Origin of the sequence: Paenibacillus doosanensis (genome assembly GCF_025060755.1) — a bacterium.
Classification (GTDB): Bacteria; Bacillota; Bacilli; order Paenibacillales; family NBRC-103111; genus Paenibacillus_S; species Paenibacillus_S doosanensis.
The window spans coordinates 1-22,486 of sequence record NZ_JANYUY010000086.1 but is presented as its reverse complement, the minus strand read 5'-3'; the positions used below and the strand labels follow the sequence as shown (position 1 = coordinate 22,486).

The 22,486-nt window shown below is 53.8% G+C and carries 14 protein-coding genes and 1 pseudogene; 6 read left to right on the top strand and 9 right to left on the bottom strand.

Annotated elements, in window-relative coordinates:
• Nucleotides 1–134: 134 nt before the first annotated feature.
• Both N0M98_RS32605 and N0M98_RS32600 read left to right on the top strand, forming a co-directional pair.
• Complete coding sequence (locus N0M98_RS32605; protein ID WP_259620383.1) at nucleotides 135–5,711, top strand: S-layer homology domain-containing protein; 5,577 nt, start codon at nucleotides 135–137, stop codon at nucleotides 5,709–5,711.
• A gap of 200 nt (nucleotides 5,712–5,911) precedes the next feature.
• A complete protein-coding gene (locus N0M98_RS32600) occupies nucleotides 5,912–8,104 on the top strand; it encodes a BTAD domain-containing putative transcriptional regulator (protein WP_259620382.1) in 2,193 nt (730 codons plus the stop codon).
• Between the two features lie 168 nt (nucleotides 8,105–8,272).
• Here the strand turns inward: N0M98_RS32600 and N0M98_RS32595 are convergent, their stop codons facing one another.
• From N0M98_RS32595 to N0M98_RS32585, 3 genes are all read right to left on the bottom strand, one after another.
• On the bottom strand, nucleotides 8,273–8,722 hold the full coding sequence (locus N0M98_RS32595; protein ID WP_259620381.1) for an SRPBCC family protein: 450 nt from the start codon (nucleotides 8,720–8,722) through the stop codon (nucleotides 8,273–8,275).
• A 355-nt stretch (nucleotides 8,723–9,077) separates the two neighbouring features.
• Nucleotides 9,078–9,722 (bottom strand): DUF2306 domain-containing protein, encoded by a 645-nt coding sequence (locus N0M98_RS32590; protein WP_249860562.1) that lies wholly within the window; start codon nucleotides 9,720–9,722, stop codon nucleotides 9,078–9,080.
• A gap of 412 nt (nucleotides 9,723–10,134) precedes the next feature.
• Nucleotides 10,135–11,190, bottom strand: coding sequence for a 2,3-butanediol dehydrogenase (locus N0M98_RS32585; protein WP_249860561.1), 1,056 nt, complete (start codon nucleotides 11,188–11,190; stop codon nucleotides 10,135–10,137).
• A gap of 282 nt (nucleotides 11,191–11,472) precedes the next feature.
• Here N0M98_RS32585 and N0M98_RS32580 point away from each other — a divergent pair, with 282 nt between their 5' ends.
• A complete protein-coding gene (locus N0M98_RS32580) occupies nucleotides 11,473–12,498 on the top strand; it encodes a LacI family DNA-binding transcriptional regulator (protein WP_249860560.1) in 1,026 nt (341 codons plus the stop codon).
• Nucleotides 12,499–12,599: 101 nt separating this feature from the next.
• Here N0M98_RS32580 and N0M98_RS32575 read toward each other — a convergent pair whose 3' ends face one another.
• The 5 genes from N0M98_RS32575 to N0M98_RS32555 form a co-directional block, all read right to left on the bottom strand.
• Nucleotides 12,600–14,711: a methyl-accepting chemotaxis protein gene (locus N0M98_RS32575; protein ID WP_259620380.1), complete on the bottom strand. Its 2,112-nt coding sequence runs from the start codon at nucleotides 14,709–14,711 to the stop codon at nucleotides 12,600–12,602.
• A 277-nt stretch (nucleotides 14,712–14,988) separates the two neighbouring features.
• The gene (locus tag N0M98_RS32570; protein ID WP_259620379.1) at nucleotides 14,989–15,891 is read right to left on the bottom strand and encodes a stalk domain-containing protein; all 903 of its coding nucleotides are present in this window, start codon (nucleotides 15,889–15,891) and stop codon (nucleotides 14,989–14,991) included.
• 150 nt (nucleotides 15,892–16,041) lie between these two features.
• On the bottom strand, nucleotides 16,042–16,191 hold the full coding sequence (locus N0M98_RS32565) for a hypothetical protein (RefSeq protein WP_249860557.1): 150 nt from the start codon (nucleotides 16,189–16,191) through the stop codon (nucleotides 16,042–16,044).
• A gap of 400 nt (nucleotides 16,192–16,591) precedes the next feature.
• A complete protein-coding gene (locus N0M98_RS32560; RefSeq protein ID WP_259620378.1) occupies nucleotides 16,592–17,443 on the bottom strand; it encodes a nucleotidyltransferase family protein in 852 nt (283 codons plus the stop codon).
• A 419-nt stretch (nucleotides 17,444–17,862) separates the two neighbouring features.
• Complete coding sequence (locus tag N0M98_RS32555; RefSeq protein WP_259620377.1) at nucleotides 17,863–18,702, bottom strand: sulfurtransferase; 840 nt, start codon at nucleotides 18,700–18,702, stop codon at nucleotides 17,863–17,865.
• A 265-nt stretch (nucleotides 18,703–18,967) separates the two neighbouring features.
• Here N0M98_RS32555 and N0M98_RS32550 point away from each other — a divergent pair, with 265 nt between their 5' ends.
• Nucleotides 18,968–19,465 (top strand): GNAT family N-acetyltransferase, encoded by a 498-nt coding sequence (locus tag N0M98_RS32550; protein ID WP_249860554.1) that lies wholly within the window; start codon nucleotides 18,968–18,970, stop codon nucleotides 19,463–19,465.
• Between the two features lie 135 nt (nucleotides 19,466–19,600).
• Here the strand turns inward: N0M98_RS32550 and N0M98_RS32545 are convergent, their stop codons facing one another.
• Complete coding sequence (locus N0M98_RS32545; protein ID WP_249860553.1) at nucleotides 19,601–19,894, bottom strand: hypothetical protein; 294 nt, start codon at nucleotides 19,892–19,894, stop codon at nucleotides 19,601–19,603.
• A 160-nt stretch (nucleotides 19,895–20,054) separates the two neighbouring features.
• Here N0M98_RS32545 and N0M98_RS32540 point away from each other — a divergent pair, with 160 nt between their 5' ends.
• Both N0M98_RS32540 and N0M98_RS32535 read left to right on the top strand, forming a co-directional pair.
• Nucleotides 20,055–21,653: an SWIM zinc finger family protein gene (locus N0M98_RS32540; RefSeq protein WP_259620376.1), complete on the top strand. Its 1,599-nt coding sequence runs from the start codon at nucleotides 20,055–20,057 to the stop codon at nucleotides 21,651–21,653.
• Nucleotides 21,563–22,486 (top strand): annotated as a pseudogene (locus tag N0M98_RS32535) (hypothetical protein); the annotation flags it as partial. The gene N0M98_RS32540 and the pseudogene N0M98_RS32535, both read left to right, overlap by 91 nt.

Sequence of the window (22,486 nt, the reverse complement as noted above, 5' to 3'; positions counted from 1 at the left end):
GGGAAAGTCCAGTCCCTTTTGCAATTTTCAAGGTGCGATTTACTGGAAATCGAAAAGTTTGCGGCCAGTTCCCATGGGAACTGGAAATCGGCTTAAAACTTGGTTCTAGAAATACTATACGAGGAGGAGCAATCATGCTATCGCAATCCATGCGCAGGACACTGGGCGCAGCCCTGTCGTTGCTGCTGCTGTGCAGCCTGCTGATGCCGGTCATGGCATTCGGAGCCGCACCCGTCGCAATGACGGATCTATCGGATTCCTACGCGCAAAAGGAAATCCAAAGCTTGGCCGACGCCGGGATCGTCAGCGGCTACCAGGATGGGTCTTTCCGCCCTGGCAATGCCATGACCCGCGCGGAATTGGCCAAAATTCTGGTCCTGACTCTAGGACTTCAAGAAAAACCGGAGAAGTCGTCCGTCTTTACGGATGTCGAGCCAGCCGACTGGTATAACGGCTACGTCGGCGCGCTGATCGACTCCGGCATTACGGAGGGCACATCGGCCACTGAATTTTCTCCGAACGCCAATGTGACAAGAGAACAATTGGTCGTCTTTTTCATCCGCGCTATGGGCCTGGAGAAGGAAGCGCAGAAACTGCCGGCCGATGCCAAGCTGGCTGACCTCGGCACGGTCTCTTCTTGGGCGCAGCCTCATGTATCGCTCGCGTTCAAGCTCGGGTTCGTCGGCGGCATGGAGGCGCAGGACGGTACGTTCGTATTCCAGCCTAAGGAGTATGCGCAAAGACAAGCGTTAGCCCGTTTGGCCTACGAATTCATGACCCAGCGCTCGGTCTATATCGAGAAAGCCAAGGCGCTGGCTTCAGAGACCCGCCAGGAGCCTGCGATCAGCTCAGTGTCGGTTATAAACAACAGCACGGTCGAGGTCGCCTTTCAGCACAATATCGCGGCGCCCGCCGCCTCCGACTTCACCTTCGACAACGGGCTTAGCGTTACGAGCGCGGCGTTAAAGGACGGCAGCGCCTCCGTCGTCGTATTGACCACCTCGGTCCAAACGGCCGGCACGGTGTACAAGCTCAGCTATCAAGGGCAGGACACCGGCCATTCGATTACAGGCGCGGCAGCGGCCGCCGTAGGCGGCGGTGGCGGGGGCGGAGGCGGATCTCGCGGTGGAGACAGCGCTGCCGAATCCGATCTGACCAAAATCAACCGCGGCGGCACTTACAGCTCCCTGACCATCGCCGCTTCGGGCACCGCAGGTCCCGCCGACGGAGCCCAAAAAACCGTCGTAACCGGCACCTTGACGCTAAACCCGGGCAAAGACGGTGAAATCACGCTGCAAAACGTGGAAGCGGAGCACATCGTCGTTGCTTCCGGCAGCTCCAATTCGATTAAACTGCGAAACACTGTCGCAAAAACGTTACGAATGGCGGCAGGCAGCCAGACGAACCCGGTTCGCATCGAATCCTTGGAAGGCTCCTCCGTCACGAATACGGACGTTCAGTCCAAAGCCATTATCGAATCCGCTAACGGCAGCCTTGGCGTGATCGTGATCGGTTCAGGTGCTGCCGGACAAGAGGTTGAGCTTAGAGGAACGATCCGCGAAGCGGTGACGGTCCAAAGCGCAGGCGCCCGCATCAAGCTGGCCGCGCCCAAAGACGGCGGCACGACGGTCATCGCAGGGCTGATCATCAGCTCCAATGCAGCAGCGATAACAACCGATGCGGGAACTACGCTGGAGTCGGTACAAGTGACGGCGCCTAACGCATCGATCTCCTTGACCGGCGAAGGCGGTATCGGGTCGGTAACCGTCTCCCAAGAAGCGGCAGGCTCGGCGTTGCAGATAACTAATTCCCGAATCGCTTCCCTTCGATTGGAAGCGAACGTGAAGCTGGACGGCGACGCGGCTGCTCTCGGCGCCGTGCCGATCATCGCATCGCCCGGCGTGGTCATTGAAGCGGCCCCAGCATTAACCGACGCGTTAAAGAACAACGCGGCCGCCGCCATTGCCGCCATCGGCGATTTCACGGACTATTCGCAGGCTATCGAATCGCAGATCGCCGCCGCCGAGACGTTGGCGAATAACGCGATCCTGCTCGGCGTTGCCGCTGACGACATTACCGGTTATGCGGCAGCGCTGCCTAAAGCCAAGAGCCGGATGACGGAGCTGGCTCTGGACGCCGCTTCCCGCGACGTGTCCATCGGATTTGCCGATCACGACGCGAAGGAAGCCGTTACGCGCAATGTGACCCTCGCAGCGGCCGATACGGCTCGCGGCGTCGCTTTCGCTTGGAACAGCTCCAATCCCGCCGTACTGACGGCAACCGGTATCGTGACCCGCCCGGCGGCCGGGGAGAAGGATGCGGAGGTCATTCTGTCCGTCACCTTGACGAAGAACAATCAGGAACGGCATGTGGAATTCCGGCTGCTTGTATTGGCGCAGCAGAGCACGGTAGAGCCGCAGCCCGCTCTCGTCTCTCTCTCCGCCGAACCGGCGAGTATCGTCTTCAGCGCGTCCGGCTCGTCCCGGCAGTTGAAGATCTCCGCCGCTTATTCCAATGGGGACGTCCGCGAGGTGACGAAGCAGGCCGCATTCCTTAGCAGCGACCCGTCGGTAGCGGCGGTAAGCCTAAGCGGAATGGTAACCGCCGCGGCTAACGGCATAACCGAGATTCAGGCCAGCTACGAAGGGAAGACGGTGATCGTTCCGGTAACGGTGGATATGGCCCCGACAACAGCGAAGATCATGGTCACGGCTACGGCTGGAGATGCGCAAGCGGACTTGTCTTGGAATTCGATCGGAGCGAGCGTCGTATACCAAGTCTACAGTTCCAGAATCAGCGGTTATTACAAGGATGTACCCGCTACCGTAACAGAGACCGCCTATCATGCTGCCGGTTTGCAAAACGATGTCGAATATTATTTCATCATAAAAGCAACTATTGACGGAGGAATAATAGCCTCCAATGAAGTGAAGGTTGTTCCCGCTGCCGCAGCATCTGAGCAGAAAACGGCTATGCCGACCGTCACAGGGGCAGTATATACGAACGGCTGGCTTCTTCAAGGCACTGCCGAGCCTGGGGCACCGTCTTCTCAGACAGACGTGGTATTGCAAACAAAAGAAGGAATGTTTCTGGATTACACCCGCGTTAATTGGGATGGAAGCTTTATTTTGGACTCCAGCACCTTATCGGAGCCAAGAGGAGCGCTTACAGCGGGAGAGGAACTGTGGCTGACAGCTCAGCACTCCGGCAAACAAAACAGCGATCCGGTAAAGCTGGTGATTCGGCCTACTCAAGGACAAACCCAAATTCCTACCGTAATCGGAAGCGTGTATGATATTACAACTTCCATTGAAGGCTACACTGAGCCCGGAGCAAGGATTGTTTTAAGAGATCACGATCACATCCTATCTTCAACGATTGCTAATAAGAAGAACGGTTACTACTCCGTTTCCATATATGAGCATCATCAAGCAGGGGAAGAACTGACCCTTTCGGCCGAATCCATCGGTAAAGCCGCAAGCGACCCGGTTCGAATCATCTTGCAGGCTTATCCAGTAACGTTGACACCTACGGTGAAAGGCAATATATATACCAATGGATGGAGCCTGATGGGGAGTATGCCACCAGGGAGTGCATATAGTTCGACTTCTATTATTTTATCTAGGCAGGACGGCACTGAGCTCACCCGAACCAATGTGTATTCTGATGGATCGTTTCAGATGACTTCAAGCTATGCTACTGATCTCATTCCTACGCTCACAGCAGGTGAACAACTGAATGTGACCGCCCAGGAATACGGCAAGCCTGCAAGCGATCCAATCGAATTGATCGTCAAGCCCACTGTGGGACAAACGCAACCGCCTGCGGTCACCGGGAATGTTTATGAAAATACAAATATGGTTTCAGGCTATGCAGAACCGTATGTTTTCATACAACTCGCAAACAGCGCCAATGAACCTATGGCAGGAGTATACAGCAGCGTTGACGGATACTACCGTATATCTGTTTCAAAGCCGTTTCAAGCGGGTGAACAACTGATTTTGACAGCTATGACCATCGGGAGAGCAGTAAGTGACCCGGTCCGATTTACTGTTCAAACAACTCCTAAGACGCCTAAGCCTACAGTAACCGGCGCCGTATATACAAATGGTTGGAAGCTGCAGGGGGTTGTTGAAGCAAGTGATCCGGATTCGACCATCAGCATCCTATTATCTAAAAAAGACGGTACCGAAATAGACAACGGTTATGTAAATGAAGACGGCACCTTCTCTCTCAGCTCAAATGAATATGACCATGTGGAGCTAACCGCCGGCGAGGAATTGTTGTTGACGGCCAAAGCATTCGATGCAGACAAAAGCGACCCGGTTATTATTATCGTGCAGGCGATAAACGGTCAGACGGCTCAGGTTGTAGCGGATGTTGTCAACGATGCGTTCGTTAGCGGTTGGGCCCCGTACCAGTCCATAGTGAACGTAACCAATCTCACTCACTATAGCAGCGTGTCTTTCATTCCTTCACGGCCTGACGGCTATTTTAGCTATGGAAACTCAGCTAATCAAGTTGAGGACGTTTTGTCGATCACGGCAACGTCCATCGGCGAAGCTACCAGCACTCCGCTCAAAGTAACCGTTTCAGCCGCTCCGGTAACCGCTCAGCCGACGATAACAGGGGGCATCTATGACAACGGCGGTATCGACATCAGCGGACAAGCGGAACCGGGAATGCCTAGAAAATGGACTATGCTAACTTTATCCAATGCAAATCCTTTTTATCGTTTTGAATATAATATTCCGGTACAACTGGACGGCAGCTTTTCGGAGCAATCGTTGAACGGCGATCTTGCCAGACTCAGCGCCACCGGAACCGAACTGCAGCTGCAATTAGTAGCCCAAGCGTTCGGCAAAAAACCAAGCGAGCCACTAAGCATCGCTGTACAACCGACGACGGGGGTAACGCCATCCCCTACGGTCAATTCGGCGACGGTGGCATCCTTAACCGGCCTTGCGGTACCCGGTGCGATTATCAAAGCAACAACGGTTACCGGCTATACAATACCGATAACAGCAGCTCTGGATGACGGTTCTTTTGATCTGGGAGTGATCGAAGCTGGCACGTTAAATGCCGGGGATGTCATAACGGTGACGGCAACCAAGCTGGGGCAAGCGACAAGCAAGCCTGTGTATGTTACTGTGCAGGCGACAGAAAAAACGAACGTGCCCACGGTGACCGGAAATGTATATCCCAACGCCTACGCACTTTACGGAACAGTGGGGCCAAGCCTGGGCTACACCACCTTTACCATAGCTCGGCAGAAGGGAAGCCCCATCGCTACATTTTATTCGGATCGGGCCGACGGTGAATACTCAGCAGCTCAAATATTGGATTCCTATATAGGTCTTAGCGAAGGCAAACAGCTGCTCTTGAGAGCCCAAACATACGGTAAAGCGAAAAGCGATCCTGTCGTGCTCACTGTCCAGGCAACTCACGGGCAAACTGAGGTTCCTACCTATAACAATGATATGTTCGGAACCGATTATTTTAAGGGAACGGCGGAGCCCGGCGCGCTCATCGAGCTTACCAATAACGCTATGGCGTCCAGGTACAGAACTACCGCCGCTGCAGACGGCAGCTTTTCGATCCAGCTGCTTTCCGGGGAGTTTCGAGCAGGAGATCTGTTTTCGCTGACCGCTACCGTCGTCGGTAAGGAAACCAGTACTCCCGTGAACTTCACGATGATAAAATATCCGTAACATGAAATACCGCCGGTGGCCTCCATGGCCATCGGCTTTTTAATATGTCAAAAGGATTTCCCTCCTCACTGTCGAAATGGTAATGATCATTTTGGTAAATAAAGTATAATTTTGTCGGCAGGTGAATCGATTTGTGTCCATTGCAGCAGGAAAGCGAAGCCTTTATCAATGAACCTCAATTTACAGACGCTATCTTCGAAATGGAACGCACGATTCTGGATGGGGGCCAAATCGATCCGGAAACGCTATCCTCGATTCCCGATGCCTTGCTGCTAACCTCTCCGCTGCTGCTTCAGCAGCAAGGATGGCATTGCTATCGCCGCGGCCGGTTAAACGAAGCTGTCTCTTACTTCAAGGATGCAGTGCAGGGCTTCGCCTCCCAAACCTTCCAAGCGAGACTGCTGGACGCCTTGTCCCAATTAACGCTCGTCTGCTTGCGGATAGGCGAGTGGCAGGACGCCCGCACGATCTTGGCTTTTTTGAAAACAGAGGCTATGTACAATTCATCCAGCGTCGGCGGAAATGGGATGTATGCGCTCGCTTGCGGAGCTTTTATAACGGATGATATGCCGAAACAAAGCGAATGGTACCGCCTCTCCCAGTCTTTATATCTAGAGGCGGGAGATGCGTTCGGTTATGCCGAGGCAGGCCTTGCTTCGCTGCTGGACAGCGGGGACCGGATGGATGAGTCTGTTCGAGAGCAGCTGCTGCTTCGGATCGATCAGAAAGCAGCGCTAAGCAGCGGCTTGCAGCCGTACGGACAGCTGGCCAGAGGGCTGGCTTACAGCCAAGCCTGCCAATGGAACGAAGCCTCGGCAATCTATTCGTCCATTGACGCCGAGCTTCTGCCTTATCCTTGGTCCGTCATCTGCAGACTCAAGCGGCTGGAATCGGCTTTGCTTGCAAGCTCCCCGGGCGCCTCGGAAGATTGGGAGTTAGTCAACGAAATCGCCGAGCACTGTCGGCCCGACATCGCCATACAGATTCAAATTGCCGGATTGCGTTACGTATCCGCCATGCTTGAACATCATGAAAACGAAGCGAAGCATTGGCAGCGGACTTTGAAATCATGGCTGGAGCTGTCCGGAAACCCTATACATACGGCATGGGCTCGCCGGTGGGAAGAAACGGTCTGCGTTTGCTCGCCTCCCAACCACAGCTCCTCCCTCGCCCCTTCCGGGTCGGGATGGCTTATTAGCTGCTTCGGTAAACTGCGCTTTTCCAAATCCGGCACCGAGCTTCCCAGTATGAAATGGAAGCGCAAGAAAGCGATGGTGCTGCTGGTCTATTTGCTGACGCAGCCTCACTTCTCCGCTCCCAAGGAGCGCGTTATGGTTGCCCTGCTGCCGGACGTAAGCGCGGATCGAATGAACAATCATATGTATGTCATGATTCATCAATTGAAACAAACCTTGAAGCAGGAATTGAATATGGAGGATGTAATTCAAAACCAGGATGGTGTACTCCGTCTCGATACCAAGTGGATTCAGGATGTCGATGTCGTTGCTTATTTGAACCTCGTCCGGGCCGGGGATCAGGCATGGGGATCGGATCGCGAGCTCGCTGCGGAACAGTATGTTCGCGCCCGGCGTCTGTACGGAGAATTCGTGCCGGAGCTGCAATCTTCGGATTGGCTTGATCAATATCGCGATTATTTGGCGGATACTCAGAGCGGGATTGTGCGCAGGCTTGCCGTTCATTACGCCCAGCGCGGCCTAAACGATCTTGCGGAGTCTTGCTGCCGGGAAGGCATTGAGCTTCGCCCATTAGCGGAGGAAGGATACGCAGAGATGATCCGGCTGCTTACAGCCGCCGGCAGGACGCTCGAAGCCAGAGGGTGGTATGCCAAATGGGAGCGGCTGTGCCGTGACGAGCTGGGAAGCCAGCCTCTTCCGGAAACGAAGCAGGTCTTACTGGAGAATGCCGCATTCGCCGGCAAGGAAGCGTCAAGCTCTGACGGGAGATCTCCCGAAGACAAGAAGCTCCCGCATAATAAAACCCCGCTCTTGATCCAAAGCAGGCATTCGAGAAGCTCGCTCGTCCTAGAGCTCCGCGGGGATGTGACAGCGGAGGCTGGAGCCGATTTGTTGACTTATCGCGATGAGCGAACCCGATTAAGAGGCGGAACCAAGACGCTGATTATCAATTTTCAAAAAGCCGGCTATGTTGACAGCGGCGGCCTGTCCGCGCTTGTTCGCCTGGCCCGGGCCGTTACGGACGACGGTTCGCGGGTGTTTGCCTACGGTTTACAGCAATCATCCGAAGCCTTGTTTCGCCTCGTCGGGATGACTCGCTATATGATGATCTATCCCGACGAATACGCTATTGAGCAGCGTTTAAGCAGCTTGGGCAGCCCGCATGCAGAACCGAAAGCAGCGCGGATTACTTTCTAGCCCTAGTTAACTTAGCTTCTTGGATCAAATCGAGCTTATGACTTATGTTATGCATTACACAAGCAAAAAAGGCTGCACTAAGCCGCTCTCAGCTTATTACAGCCTTATCCCCTCCCCTACGCGGGGTCCTTCCTTTATTCCGGCAGCCTCGGCTTTGCTCGCTTAGGCTTACCAGCCGAAATCGAGCGTTTTGCCCGTCTCCACATATGATTTGATGTTGCTGAGAATCATCGGCCAGCTCTCTTTGGTATTTTCGTAAGACGGATGATTGTCCGGCCATTGATCGTTAATCAGCGTCACCTTGGTGCTGCCGCCCACCGTCTCCAGAGTCAGCGTGACTCGCGTCTCCAGCTCCTCATGGTTATCGCGGTAAGACGGCCCGGGATGCTCGGTGAAGCTCATCAGCCGGTACGGCTCGAACGCCAGCACCTCGCCGTACACATGCACGGTCTCATCCCCGTCACTGCCTGGTCCGACATATTCATACCGCGCTCCGACTTCGAAGGTCGACTCGAGCGTAGAGCCGAAGAAGATCGCTTTCGTCGCTTCGGGTTTTACAAAAATGTTCCAAACGTCCTCAGGCTTTGCTCCGACATAAATGACATATTTAAGATCCAAGACATGTCCTCCGTTCATTGATGGAATGGTGCAAGCTTCACTAAGCCAGCGTCTCTATTATATGAATTGGGGGACGGCAGGTATTGTAAAAACGCGACAAAAGAATCGGCACGGACACCGTTCTCTTCCCGATCAATGCTAATAACGTAACTCCTGGCACGGCCGCCAGGGCTGGCCTTTTTTCGACACGCTTCCCAACGTCCTGCAGACGATTACTCGCAGACAATCCTCCAGTCCAATGGCATTATCGCCGCTGCTTAATACATCATATAAACGCACCTGAACGTTAACTTGACTTCATAACCGCGTTCAAAAAAAACGCGAAGATGCCTCGCAATGGGGCATCTTCTTTTTTTCAAAGATTCGACAATCCGCTCTGCTTAAAACCCGTCCGAACGATCAGCTCCGCAAGCAGCACGAGCAGCACGATTGCGCCATACACACCGATCGTATAGCTCACCGTATAGGAAAGCCCCACTCCGGCATAGCAAACCCAGGTAATGAAATGAATCGGCACGTTCGTAAAGCAGAAAACGTAGCTTCGGAGCATCCATCTCCGATGGCGGTCGATCCGCTTCTTTTTGGCCATGACCAGCGCCGCAATCGTCACGATCAGCCAATAAGCGTTTAGTTGGTTAAAGGCGATGCTGGTAAGCTTGCCTCCGGTCGCATAAGGAGCCATGTACCCGGAGGTGACGTCTACGATAACGACGCTAAGCAAATACGCGTAGCCGTTCCATCTGTGAACCCTGCGGCGCTTCTCCCAGATCAGCCTGGAAAAATTAATGAGGCCCGTCAGCATCGCCAAGCAGGCGAACGCAACATGGACATACATGACCGGAAGCCAGACAGGAAGCTGCACGGGCCGCTTTGCCCCGGTTTTATGGCTTAGAAATGCGGACGCTCCGGGATCTTTTATAAAATTCATATATATAAAATAGATAATGAGTCCCATGACTGCAATCATCATGAAGCGGTACATCAGCTTTGTTTTGGTCATTGTAGTGTACCTCGATCTGAGGAGCCTCAAAGCCCCTTCCCCTATTCAGCGGCAGGCCGCACTTCCATTTTACCTAGAAACGGGCTCCGTTTGTCTGTCAATTTAGCAACAATCCGTATCACATCCGCTTGGGCTACGGGTCCATAGGTAAAATCGGCTGAGAACAGTCATCATCTGCCAAGGCGGCTCCGAAGAAAATCGACGGCCCGAATGGCAACGCCTATGGCGTGCAGGCGATTGTTGAAGGGTAACCAAGCCCTAAGTTCTTCCAGGCGGCTTTTCATTAGAAAACGCTAAAGGGAGCCTCGATAGGCTCCCTCTTCGTCGTTGGCGCGGGTGCAGCGCGCTTGTGCGCATACCCGCTATTTATTTTACAAAGGAAAGAATGAATGCTTTATGTTCCGCGCTTATATTACTTGCTCTTCGGGGACACGATAATCTTGATCTGGCTTTTCTCTTTAATCAGCGCCTCGAAGCCTTCTTCCACAATATTGGAGAGCGCAATCCGTTTGGTCACCAATTTATCCGCAGGGAAGTAGCCTTGCTCCATCAGGCTGATCACGGCCGGAAAAATATCGCGGTAGCCGATAATGCCGGCAATATTGCGTTCTTTCAGCACGATTAGGTTAGGATGAATCGACGCCTCGCGCTCGAAAATGCTGACGATCATAATTTGACCGCTTACTTTGGTCGAAGCGATCGCCTGGTTCAATACGACAGGAACGCCTGTCACTTCATAGCATACGTCCGCTCCGCCGTCGGTTAGGCGCTGAATTTCCGCGACCACATCAGTGTCTGCCGGATTCAGCACAACGGCGCCCAGCTCGGCGGCTTTGTTGCGTCTTTCTTCGGACAGCTCGACGGCATAAATCTCGGAAGCGCCGGATGCTTTCAAAGCTTCGATCAGCAGCAATCCGATCGGGCCTGTCCCGAACACCACCGCGCGGTCGCCCACCTTCAGCTGGCTCGAACGGACGGCATAGAGCACAACGGCGGACGGCTCGACGAGAGCCCCTTGCTCGTAAGAAAGGCTGTCCGGAATTTTATGGACCATGTGCTCATCCGCCGCGACATACTCAGAGAAGCCTCCGCCTCCTCCGGCGAGGCCTAAGAAACCCATTTTTTCACAAAGATTGTATTTGCCGTGTCTGCAAGAATCGCATGTGCCGCATGAGAAAACAGGCTCGACCACCACGCGGTCGCCGACTTGAAACCGGGTTACCGCTTCACCGACCTCTACGATTTGGCCGGAAAACTCATGCCCCATAACGATAGGCGCTTTTTCATTCGTCAGTGGATGGGGTGTACCTTCAGAAATAAAAATAGGACCTGCCGCATATTCATGCAGATCGCTTCCGCAAATGCCGCATGCCTCGATTCTAATTTTGACCTGTCCTTTCTTAGGAGCAGGCTCATCGATCGTTTCTACCCGCAAGTCCTTCACACCATGCCATCTTAACGCTTGCATATTCGTCATCTCCCTGTAGGAATTAAGAAATAATTGATAGGGCTTTCCCATTTTGAAAGCCGTTATAGGAAACGTTTCCGGTAACTATCATGTCACAATTACGTCAAACTGTCAAATGACAAATCGTTCCCCGGGCGCATTTTTCCCGCGTTAATAATGACTCGGTCGCTTTCGCCGCTTCACTCGTTTTGCAGTGGATTCGCTATGCTATAATAAAGAATAGATAAGAGAATAGTCAGAAATACCATGGAAACGATTCCGGAACGAAAGGAACCTTCCCTTATGACGAACACCAAAAAGCTGACGATCGAGGATGTCGCCAAACGGGCCGGCGTCGGCATCGCCACCGTATCCCGGGCGCTTAACAATCATACAGGCATCAGCGCCAAGACGAAGGCCAAAATTTTGCAGGTCGTTGAGGAGATGGGCTTCATTCCCAACACCTCGGCCCAAAGCCTGAAGATTCGCCAAACGCGCCAGATTGCGCTGGCTGTCCCGGATATTCGCAATGCGATTATTCCGGATATCGCCTGGTCGGTCGAGCAAGCCGCCAAGCAGCACGGATACCGGGTCGTGCAGATCAACACGCTCGGCAACGCGATGCTTGAGTTGGAGACGCTGCGGGAGCTGGAGAAGCTGCATGTGGACGGGCTGGTCATAATGCCCTTGGCCTACCCTAAACAGCTGGAGCCGATGATCAATCAGGCGGGCATTCCGGTATCTGTCATTAATTACGGTAAAAAAATGAGCGAGGAGTTAAACGCGGATATTGTCGGTATGGCGCGCCAGGAAGGCAAGCTTGTAATGGAGCATCTGCAGCAAGTAGGCCGCAGCCGAATCGCTTATGCCGGCGCGCCGAAGCAGAAGATCGAGGAGCGTTATTTTGCCTATGAGCAGTCGCTGAATCATGTCGACCCGTCGCTCGTCTATTTCGGAGAGGACTTCTCGTTTGAAACGGGCCGCCAGGCGGCGAACTATTTTTACAGCCTCAAAAATATGCCGGACGCGATCTACGCAGTGAACGACATGGTAGCTATCGGCATCGTCAACCGGCTCAAGGAGCTCGGAGTGCGAGTACCGGAGGACGTGGCGGTGGCGGGCATCGACAACAATCTGTGGGCGACGGTGACGACGCCGCAGATCACTTCCGTCTCCATCATGGGCAGCGAAGTAGGCAGACTCGCGGCGGAGCTGCTGCTCAAGCGCATCCAGTATCCGAATACGACGGGATATGAGCGGGTGGAATTCGAGCCGCGGCTCATCGTAAGAGAATCTACCGTCAAAATGAATCAATATGCCAAGAACTGAGCCGGACCGGCAGAAACAAAACTGCGGAAACCTATCATGAACGGCAGCCTAACAAAAGCAGCGACAGATTCGCCCCTGCCGCTGCCTTCTATGTCTAGAGACTATTTAAAATGCTGAATCATTCGCTGCAATCCCCCCGACATCTCGCCCAGGCGATGCGCCATTTCCGAGAAGACCTCCGTCTGGGCCAACTGCTCTTCCGTAGCAGCCGCCACCCCTTGAGCCTGATTCGCCGCGTGGGCGGAAATACGAGCCAACTCTTCCGTAAAGGCGAGCATCTCCTCCGTTCCTGCGGATATTTGCTCGGATACGGCCGCTGTTTCCTCCACTTGACCGGAAACATGCTGCGTCCCTTCCAGAATAGCCTCGAACAGCTCGACGGACTCCCGTACAGACTTCACACCGCGCTCGACTTCAATCATCCCTTGGCTCGTGGCCTCCTTCACGCTGGCGGAATGGCTGCGAATGATTCCAACGAGCTCCGCAATCTGTTGCACGGAATGCTGCGTTTGCTCCGCCAGCTTGCGCACTTCTCCGGCAACGACGGCAAAGCCTTTGCCCTGCTCGCCCGCGCGGGCCGCTTCAATAGAGGCGTTAAGCGCCAGCAGATTCGTTTGCGAAGCGATCCCGGCAATCCAATCGACGACGCCGCTAATTTGCTCTGAATGCTCGATGAGCTCGCGAATCGCCCTATCCGTCGCTTGGGATGTGTCGGCAATGCTGCCGATTTGGCCGATCGTCTGTCGCACCAAGGCAAGCCCGCGCTGTGCCAAACCGCTTGCGTCCTGCGATATTTCCGCCACCTGCGACGTCGCCTCCGCAATCCGTTGAACGCCGCCCGCCATCTCCGCCATCGCCTTGCGGCTCTCGTCGAAGCTCGCCATCTGCTCCTCGGCTCCCGCCGCAACCTCCTGAATAAGGGCGGCGGTTTGTTGGGATGCGCCTGCCTGCTGCTTGGCCCCTTCGGCCAGCTCGCCGGACAGCCGCGCCACTTCCACGGAATTCGTACGGATTTGAGCGATCACCTCTTGCAGATTGGATGCCATAGCGTCAAAAGCAACGGAAACCTCGCGCATTTCGTCCCTCGTGCGAAGGTCCGCCCGGGCGTGCAGATTCCCGGAGGCTACAGCTTGCGCTGCCGTTTTCAGCCGTTTCACCGCATCCGATACGGAGAAATAAAAAGCTACGAAGCCATAGAGCGCAGCTAGCAGCAGGACGGCGATGACCGCTATAAATCCCGCTCTGACGCCGCTCATCTCGCGGATATTGGTTTGCAGCTTGCCCGCAAGCAGCTCCAGCTCTTTTTGGTGCAATTGATACGTGCGGCTAATCGCGCCGGTCGCCGTATCGTAGTAGTCAGCCGATGCAATCGTAATGGAAGGCGCGCCCAACACATCCTTATCCAGCATCGTAAAAAAGGTATCGGTGCTACCGCGGGCTTGATCGTAAAATGGCTTCACCGCTTCTGATGCTGCCGCATCCTGAGTGAGCGCATTGCCCATCTCCAGCTTCATCCGCTCAAAATATACCTCGATTTGCGCATGCAGCGAAGTAAGCGACTTCTGCTGCTCCGGGGTGACCTTCTTAGCCGTTACGGCTCCCGAGCCCAGCCCGCGGGCCTGTCCCATCTTCTCCATCAGATAAGGCGCCGTAGTGTACACATTATTGCTCATATAATCGACCATCAGATCATCGCTTAAAAAAGACCCCGACCTGCTGCCGATTTCGGTCAGCATGATCAACAAGCTGTCGATGAGCTGCGAATGAGCCTCGAACGATTCCGCGCTCGTTAAACTTATGTACTTGGACGAGAGGCTGCTCCAATCGTTTTTCCACCCGCCCCATCTTTCGTTCATGGCATAGCGGCTGCCTGACGTCTTGTTTATTTCATCCACTCCGCCGATCGCTTGGCCGATTTGATTTTCCAGCTGCTTCAGCTTGTCCTGCACCGACTTGTCCCCGTTTAAATAGATCGTGCCCGTGCCGCGGTGCTGCTGCATTAGATCGATTAAGACCGTTACGCTCTGATTGGCGGCGATAGCTTCGACCCTGCTCCGGTCGTTGTCGATACGCTGATTCAGCTGACTAACGATCCAATAAGCCGCGGCGATTAGAATTAATCCCAGTAAGCTCCCGATCAGCAGAAATTTGACCTTGTAACTAAACCGATTTAAAACAGTAATTCCCGGAACAAATAAATGTTTCATCGTCATCGTGGTGTCCTCCAAACGTAGTCATCCCGACTTTCTTTACAAGCTGTCCAGCAAGTGATTGTTTACATTGTAAGAAGCGGAAAAATTTAGCGATGTGATTTTTATCACAACCACACCTCGAAATGGAGGCAAACCATTGAACACTCACAGTATCCGGGAAACAAGGTTTATTTAGTTGAAGCCGAAAAGCTTACAAAAAAAGAAACAAGCATCATTGATAAAATGACGCTTGTTTCCCGACATAGAAGTTATTGTTCATGTCTTTTGTATAATGGGTTTATTTCTGCAAACTAAGAATAAATGCATCCAGTGAATCGGTTGCGCTGGAATGTAGGTATCTGCGGCCGTTTAACTGCAAAGTGTTGATATACCTCACCTTCTCTTCTCCCGTATAAATGTCCATATAATACATCCAGCCTGCCGTTTTATCTTGATGTAAGGCGGTTAATAACTCCACGCTTTTCAACCTTGCAGCGATATCGTCAATAACGTCGCTGTCTTTAATTTCAAGCAGAGATCGATCCATATATCGAATCTCAATTCGAGCAATATGATTGAAATCATTATTCAATATTTGCGTCAAAGGGATTTTTGTATCGTTGAGGCTGGTATTTTCGCCGATTACCCGGCCATTGATTGCATTTATGTTCAGGGTTACCGTCGTATAGCCGGTAATATCTCCATCGGCGTAACTTTCGAAGGTTTGCACGTTCCTCCCTAAGCTAGGAGATGAAATTCCGGCTATGCCGATCACCTCCGATTTGTTATTGTAAAACGTCAGACTGGCTTCGACCGCGTTTTCTTCCTCCAGAAGAGTTTGTACTTTCATTTGCCCGGTTACTTTTGTACGCGTCCCCTCTTTTACAGCAATTAAATTTCCGACATAGAAGCCGCTGAAATTGCGATCATATAAAGCGAGGTCTCCTTGTTTTATCCATACTTGCTTCTTATCGGCATCATAATCGATGACCGCGCCTAAGCTTTCCGCTATAAATCGCACCGGCGTATAAATATGGCCGTTATAGTTGAGAACGGAATACTCGCCGTCCAGCTGACGAGTCTGCCCGTTGATATCGAAATTGACCGGGAAGATCGTCGCCCGGATAGAATCCGAAGCGGACACCGCCGCTGCCAATGAAATAACGACTCCAAATATCATGCCTATCAAAAAGTTTTTCAACTCGCAGCACACCCCTTAATAAGTAACAAAATGAATTTATTACCATGAGACGCCGGCAGTTGAATTTAGTTTCGCTAATTTTCCCAAATTGCCAGCGGATAGAGCGGTCTCCGCCAGCTTTAAACCTTTGCGGCCGATTCATTCCCATAGCTACGCCCCCCGCTCCGCATTCACATACGCATACAGCTGCGCCCATAAGCCTAACCCCATCTGGGAGATGACCCGATAGCCGCCGCGCTGCAGCTTCATGCCGCCGGCATTATGCTGCGCGGCGCCGCCCAGCAGCCCGTCCGGCGTCAAATACGCGGACAGCGCTTGCGTCCCGGTTGTTCAATGTCTCACACCTCTTTTTTCGTAGTGTTGGTTGCCTCGCTATTTATCTTATCGGGTCCCCCGTTTACCGCCTATAATCAATTCGTGACAACGCAAACGCCGGATTTCGCAGGGAAATGCGGCGCTCCGATAATCTTTGGATGCACTTGAAAAATCATTACGTGACCGTAAAGCGAAGCGAATGCTTCCTCTTCAGCCCCGCTCCTTCAACATCAAAAAAAGGCGCACAGCCTTTAAAAGCGCTGCACGCCAACTTCTCATCGTGTATAGTTTGCCTCCCCGTCGCCAACGGGTTACCTTTATAAGTCATCCAGCCGCCCCAGCTTCTTACCTCCATCCCCCTGTGCCCTGAGGGCTCCAAAACAGATTATCTCAGGGGCATTTTGGTTTTCATGAGATGATCCGTTTCATCAATTAGTTCACGCAGCAGGCCTATAGCTTTCCTCGAGCCGTCTTGCTCTGCTGAAAGCAAGGTAAAAATGCGATTGATTCTGTGGGAGTAATCGCTTGGCGCGACGTCAAACGAATCGGCAATGGCAGCAGCCCCCTTCTCATTCATGAAGTAGGTTTCATTAATTGCAAACAAAACCTGATTCAAGCAAGCTGCCGACCTGAAACAGCATCCGGCGATATAAGATAAATCTTTTTTGTAGATCCCTTTATATCCATTTTCCAAAGAAAAGCTTGCTTCCCAATAAAATTTTTGAATGATCGCTTTTTGAAAAGCCGATGGGTATGGAATGGTTCTACTTTTCAATTGTCCTATAATCCCCGAAGGGTCCCATAACACTTTGCATAATGCTATCTCAGCAAAATAAATCGAGTTGACAAATCCGTGGGGATGCCCTGGCTGATAGTCAATGGTGATATCTCCCCCGACACATTGCTCAATTACTTGCGACACTTTGGTTTGATCGCGGAATAAAAAATCGACCGGAGTCTGATTCACTTTCAGCCAGCCGCCGCCATTAATCCATGGTCCCCAGCCGCCTATTTCCGTCACTAAATTTGCTCTATGATCGTCATCCAATGCAGCCGCAACCCGGCGAAGCCCGGTTATGTCCAGCACTTTGCCGGAATCGTAGTAAATACCGATGTCAATATCCGAGTTGGGGCTTTCAGTCCCCCTTGCTCTTGAACCGCCAAGTACCAGGGCGCTCACTCCGGTGACTTGCTTTAAACTGTCGACGATATTGGAGATAATATGCTGCGCTTCCATAGATCTCACTTCCTTGTTACGAATTATACTGCATGATAACGAAGAAGCCACAAAGATCAGCTGTAGGCTTGATCGCATACTGAACAAGCGTTAAGATAGGGTTGTACAATTGAATCTTGGTTGGGCGTGGTTTCCCTTCAAAAGGAGGTGAAGCCATCGCGAACAACTATAAGAGAAAGTAAAAACCCACCCCAAGGTTTAGCGGCCAAAGGTGGGTTTTTACGCTATTCATGAACTTGAAGGGCATCCCATCCAAGCCAATTGTATAGGCCGAGTGTTCGCCGCACTCGGTCTTTCTATTGCAATTTTAACATATGCGATATCGACAGAAAAGCCCAAAGAGGGCCGCAACAGGCAGGTCACTCGTCCCAAGCCTGTCACGGCCCTCCAATCCGCGTCCGACGCGGCCTTCTCGCCCCTTACTCTTTCCCCGTCGCCACCGGATTGTCCTTGTAAGACACCCAGTCGCTCCAGCTCCCCGCATACAGCTTCACATTGGGCAAGCCGGCTTCGGCCAGAGCCAGCACGTTCGGGCAGGCCGTCACTCCGGAGCCGCAGTAGACGACGATTTCATCGGCGTCCTGCAGCGCGGCGAACCGTTCGCGCAGCTTCGCTCCGTCCTTCCAGCCGCCTTGATCGTCCAGGCTGTCTTTCCAAAAGTAGTTCTTCGCTCCCGGAATATGTCCGGCGACCGGATCGATCGCTTCCTCCAGCCCCAAATACCTGCGCTCTTCGCGGGAATCGATCAGCACGGTTCCCGGCCGGCCGATCCGCTCCTTCACTTCCTCCATACTTAGCACAAGATGCTCTTGCGGCTTCGGCGTGAACGTCGTCTCGTGATGCGCGGCGGGCGGCTCGTCGGTTACCGGATAGCCGGATTCCTTCCAACGCGCAAAGCCCCCGTCGAGCACATACACCTTCTCATGCCCGAGATAGCGCAGCATCCACCAGAATCTCGAGGCCATCGCGCCCCCCTGATCGTCGTAGGCGATCACGGTCGAGTCGCGGTCGATTCCGACTTTGCCGAGCTTGGCGGCAAACGCCTCCCAATCCGGCAGCGGATGTCTCCCGCCGTGCGCGCTCTTGGCGGCGGACATATCTTCCTCCAGGTCGAAGTACACGGCCCCTGGAATATGCAGAGCGGCGTATGCCTCGGCTCCTGAGTGCGGATGACCGAGAGCAAACCGGCAGTCTACAATCACGATATGCTCGTCTGTTCCATGCTCGAACAACCATTCCTGACTTACGATATGCTGCATCGAAAGCTCACTTCCTTTACTGGAGTTTGGAAGCCTGGCGAAATTCGGTATCGCTCCGGGTCCGTTCCGGTCATGCCGGCGGCTCCTCCGGATCGAAAGCTCACCGGACTTGGATGTTTTTATACTCTAGTATACACGGAATAAGGGTGCAGCAAAATACGGATTTATACAAGACGACAATCGGCCTAGAGGCTCCGGTCGACAAACGGGCTCTCTGTAGGTACAATAAGTATGGAAATAAACTGGAAAAGAGGTCGATTCCTCCGTGAATACAGCTGCCGAATTACGAATCATCCCTTTGACGGAAAAACACTGCCGCGACATATGCACTTGGAGGTACCCCGTACCTTACGATATTTATAATTGGCCCTCATGGGAGGAAATGCTGAAGAAACAAGAGGAGTTCGCCGATCCTCAGCTGCGGGAGGAGCAATATCGCGCTGTCCTGGATACGGATGGAGAATTGGTGGGCTTCGCCCAATTTTTTCCGATGGTCGGCGTCACCCGCCTCGGTCTCGGGATGCGGCCCGAATTATGCGGTCAAGGCTACGGGGCCGAATTTGTCCGGGCGATCGCCGCCGAAGCCGCACGAAGAGCACCTGCCGATGAGATTGATTTGGAGGTGCTGATTTGGAATATTCGCGCGTACCGCGTCTATGAGAAAGCCGGATTTGTCCATACGGACACTTATGAACGAATGACGCCGACAGGCATGGAGCCCTTTCACTGCATGGTGTGGAAGCACTCCGGAGCTTCCGTCTAATGCCGCGGCTCCCGGCGCTCGCCTTGACGCTGCCGATTCAGGCCGGTTCGCCCGCCAACTTGTTCGGACTGACACCTCCGCGTGGATCATAGGCTGTCCAGCCGACCGACGGATGCGCCGCGGTACTTCAAACGCTTACAACAAATAAACGACGCTGATCAATTGGTCCTCATGATAAATCACAATGACATGCTTCTCGCGGTCATGGCTGACGGTGCAGCTGCCTACCCGCATTTTCGACTCGGTGCCGAGACCGTAGAACAAATCGTCGGCCAGCGTCTTGATGCATTCCCGGCGCTCTTCGTTATCCAGCCCGTTCCAGTCCTCCGAAGTCATCTCCAGAAACTCGTAACATTCGTCGATGCTGTGTAAAGCTTGGGTGAAATCGTCAATAATGTCATTATATTCGCGTGCAAATTTAACGCCCATATCAGTTCAGTCCTTCCGGATGGAAATGGAATGAAAAAGCTTATTAAGCATTTTAACCTGAAAAATCCTTCTCATGCAACCCGACGGAAATAAAGCATTTGAACCCAAAATCTGTTACACTGTAAGGATACACAAAAAGTTCGGAGGCGGAACGTTTCCTATGCTGAAGCTGCAAATCCCGAAAAACCGAATGAACTATTTGATCGAACGGATGCAGCATGATTTCGAGCTGGCCGTCCTGGAGCAAGGGTGGGAATATTACCACAAAGGCCGCGTATCGAATATCGAACTGCTGCACGGCGTGGAGATTCACTCGCTCGTCGGCGGTTCCCGATCGTACGAGGTTGTTCTGGACATGGACCGTTTCGAGAAGAGCGAATGCGGCTGCTCTCACGAAGGCTGCTGCAAGCATATGGCCGCTACCTTGTTCACATTATATGCGTCCTTCGCTCGCCCGGAACTGCTCTTACAGCACTTGAAACAGACGATCATGGTAAAAAACCGCCAGCAGCAATCCCGTACGGGCGCCTCGAAACCGGAGAAAAAAGCAGAGAGGCTGGAAGCCCCCAAACCAAGCCAGCCTCCTTCCGTCTGGCAGCGTTTCTTCGATCAGCAATTTTACGGCTATTCCTTGTCGCAGCAGCATTCGATCGAGCTGTTCTACAGCACCTCCCAAGAATCGCTCCTGCCCTTGGCGGCGTCCTGGGATCAAACCTTGCGCGGGCTCTACGACCTGCATGTGCTGCTGTTCGCCATGCGCAAAATCGAGCAGTTTTATTCGGAAACCAAAACCTCCTACATGTCCTATTACATTGAAACGGGCTGTAAGACGACGGCTAAGCAGTGTATGGAGCAGCTCGCGAAGCAGCTTCCGGGGGTGGACATGGGGCAGCTCGCGAAGCGTCATGCGGGCGCATTGGATGAGACCTTGACCATGCTCGGCGACATCGCGCTAAGCGGCAAGGAATCTCCGCTCGACTGGCTGATGGCTTACCGCAGCATCTGGTCTCTGCTTGCAGACTACCCGGAACGGATAGACAAGGAGAAAAAGCGGCTGCGGCTCCTGCTCTCGAAAACTTCCCTGCTGCCGCGTCGGCGCGATGCGCTGCTGGTGGCGTTGGCGCATTTTGACGTTATGGACGGCCATGACGACAAGGCGCGCGCTATGCTGGAAGAACTGAGCAAACGGGAAGCGCGCGACTCGTTCCTCTATTTGCACCGCTGCTACGAGCGGCAGCAGTGGGACCGGATGCTCGCATGGCTGCGCTGGATGCTGCCTGTAATGCAGCGGGCGCAGCAGGAGGAGCTGCGAACGTTTTGCACGTACTGGATGGAAGCGGTCAGCCGTCAGCCGGACGATGGAGAATGGGTCGACGTGATGATCGCCCTGCTGCCGCGCACGTATTATTTTTACACCTCCTATTTGCTGAAGGCAGGCCGGTTCAAATCGTGGGTCGACCTGCAGATTGCCAATCGGGTCTCGCCGATCGATTTATATACGCTCGATCTGAAGACGGTGGAGGAGCATAACCCCTCCCTGCTGCTGCCGCTATACCATCAGGCGGTAGAGCGCTGCATCGCGGAGAAAAACCGCAATGCGTACAAGATGGCCATCAAGCTGCTTAAGAAGCTGCACGCCTACTATAAAAAGCTGGACAGGGAGAATACGTGGGAGGAATACATCTACCGTCTTGCGACCCGGTACGCCAGGCTCAGGGCGCTGCAAGAAGAGCTGCGGAAAGGGAAGTGGATTCCATGATCGATACCTCAACGACTGCGATAAACGTTCACGCCCGGTGGATCGCTCCCGGCTGCTTTTTCCTGTGGGGTTCGCGCTACAACGGCGGCATCTGCGACGCCCATGACTTGAAGAGCCTGCTGTTCGCATGGCATGAGCCTTCGTTCTACGGAACGTTCATCGAAGTGGCCGAGTCGATGAACGTCGAAGGGCTTCAGCTATCCGCTCTGGAGGCGCTGGATTACTTCTGCAGCCCCGCCGCCGTCTCTCACACGAAGCTGGAGTGGAGCGGCGAGCTGCGAGAGCTGATGAGCCTTGCGCCGCACGTGAAGGATGCGCTCGTCCAGGGCCGCTGCATGCCCGACTTCGCCAAGTGGAAGGCCGGCGAGCTCGGCTGGAAGCTGCAGCTGCCGGAACCCGTGACCGAGAACGGCATATCCGAGCTGGCCCGCCAGTGGATGGACCGCCTTATCCCCGAATGGGGCGAGGAGGATAGCCTGCTGCGGCAGAGCATCCGCCAGTTGGAGGCGACGTATCCCCTGCTGCAGCGCGGCAAGCTGCCTGCCGATCTGTGGATGGACGAGGAGGACTGGCTCGTATCGATCGGCTGGCAGACGGACAGCACGCCGTTTCGGACGTGCCTGCAGCTGAGCGAGCCGCCCCATGGCGGCAGCGGCGACGGCTGGCCGCTGCGCGTCGTGCTTCAGGACCGCGCCGACAAGGCGGTCCTGCGCGAGGTCGACGCCCGCGCGCTGGCTGCCCGCGCCGCGGGCAGCGCAGAGGCCGGGCCGGCTGATGCCGGCAGCCCAGCGGCGCCTGCGACCGCAGCGGCAGACGCGACCGCTGCCCCGGGC

Bases quoted from the DNA above. Each gene is read 5' to 3' on its own strand.
- N0M98_RS32605 (WP_259620383.1), top strand. From the start codon at position 135: ATGCTATCGCAATCCATGCGCAGGACACTGGGCGCAGCCCTGTCGTTG.
- N0M98_RS32600 (WP_259620382.1), top strand. From the start codon at position 5,912: ATGGAACGCACGATTCTGGATGGGGGCCAAATCGATCCGGAAACGCTA.
- N0M98_RS32590 (WP_249860562.1), bottom strand. From the start codon at position 9,722: ATGACCAAAACAAAGCTGATGTACCGCTTCATGATGATTGCAGTCATG.
- N0M98_RS32585 (WP_249860561.1), bottom strand. From the start codon at position 11,190: ATGCAAGCGTTAAGATGGCATGGTGTGAAGGACTTGCGGGTAGAAACG.
- N0M98_RS32580 (WP_249860560.1), top strand. From the start codon at position 11,473: ATGACGAACACCAAAAAGCTGACGATCGAGGATGTCGCCAAACGGGCC.
- N0M98_RS32575 (WP_259620380.1), bottom strand. From the start codon at position 14,711: ATGACGATGAAACATTTATTTGTTCCGGGAATTACTGTTTTAAATCGG.
- N0M98_RS32560 (WP_259620378.1), bottom strand. From the start codon at position 17,443: ATGGAAGCGCAGCATATTATCTCCAATATCGTCGACAGTTTAAAGCAA.
- N0M98_RS32555 (WP_259620377.1), bottom strand. From the start codon at position 18,702: ATGCAGCATATCGTAAGTCAGGAATGGTTGTTCGAGCATGGAACAGAC.
- N0M98_RS32545 (WP_249860553.1), bottom strand. From the start codon at position 19,894: ATGGGCGTTAAATTTGCACGCGAATATAATGACATTATTGACGATTTC.
- N0M98_RS32540 (WP_259620376.1), top strand. From the start codon at position 20,055: ATGCTGAAGCTGCAAATCCCGAAAAACCGAATGAACTATTTGATCGAA.